At 41.9% G+C, this 1,135-nt stretch carries 2 protein-coding genes; both read left to right on the top strand.

Annotated elements, in window-relative coordinates:
- On the top strand, positions 1-494 hold a 494-nt coding region (locus A8L45_RS23285; RefSeq protein WP_217492218.1), incomplete at its 5' end, for a hypothetical protein.
- 83 nt (positions 495-577) lie between these two features.
- Entirely contained in the window at positions 578-958 is a 381-nt protein-coding gene (locus A8L45_RS23280; protein ID WP_139122470.1) for a HEAT repeat domain-containing protein, read from the top strand.
- The last annotated feature ends 177 nt before the right edge of the window (positions 959-1,135 follow it).

Below are 1,135 nucleotides of genomic sequence, written 5' to 3'. Positions count from 1 at the left end.
CAGCACTGTTAACTGGATCTGAGAGTATGTGGCAAAAGATCAAGGACATGATTCTTGGAAAGCCTCCAGTTGAAATGGAGCATGAGTACTTTGGCAAGATACTTTTCATGGGTGGGGACGAACCAGCCGATGATGACTATTGGGAAGCCGAGGCATCAATAAATGAAGCGAAAGAGCCATTAACAATACTAATTAATGCACCCCTATCTGGGCCAACTGATGTCCATGTGGTGTTTTATAAAAATGCAGTTTCTGACCTCGAAGCTTTGTTTGACAAATGTTGGCCAATATTCGAACCAGACTTTCAGCAGTGGACAGACAAGCAATTCAGTGGCAACTGGAAAGATGACTTCGAACTAATGAGCATAGAAATACCAAGGGACGCTGATGAAAAAAACGAGTGGACTGTTGGTTACTATGTAGATGCCGCCAAGCACTATTTCACAGCCCGATTTATCGATGGTAAACCCACGTATAACGAGATCGATGGGTAATCCAGTTAACAAAGCCAGCCAGAGGGACCAAAAAACCGCCGCTTCGCTCTGGTTTTTCGGCCCCTGCTGGAGGCGTTATGCCTATGACTAAAGGATTGAGTACGGAAGACTGTGAAAATTGTATTAGTTATCTTCTGGATAGGTCTGAAGATGCAAATACTAGAGTTGCTGCAGCCGAAAGCCTTATGTATTGCATCGGGCAAGCTCCAAAAGATGCACTTTTCAAAGTCCTAATGGATGACTCTGAACCAGATTACATGCGTGAAGAAGCTGCTGGTTCACTTGGGACTCTGTGGGCTGAATCAGAGATTGAATATGAGCGCCTTATAAAAATCCCACCACCACTATTGGACGAGGTTCTATGTGACTTTGACTTGTATAATTTAAAGTTAAATAAATTGAAACTAGGCAAATCACTTCGTTTATTTATGCAGCGCTATGTTGATCGTAAGTTTATGGCCTAGCTTCAAGTTTGAAGTGCGGCACTTAACCTGATTTATGTTCGGTTTTTAAAGCTTAATCGTTTTCTGGGGTGACCTGCTCACCAAAAACTAGAACATGCAGCACTAAATCAAAAACCCATTAGTTTTTATTATCAAAAATTAAATCGGGTAACTCATCTTGCCAACTTGATTCTGTCT

The organism is Veronia pacifica (assembly GCF_001707825.1).
GTDB lineage: Bacteria > Pseudomonadota > Gammaproteobacteria > Enterobacterales > Vibrionaceae > Veronia > Veronia pacifica.
The sequence above is the reverse complement of the archived record's forward strand: the minus strand, read 5'-3'. Positions and strand labels throughout refer to the sequence as shown.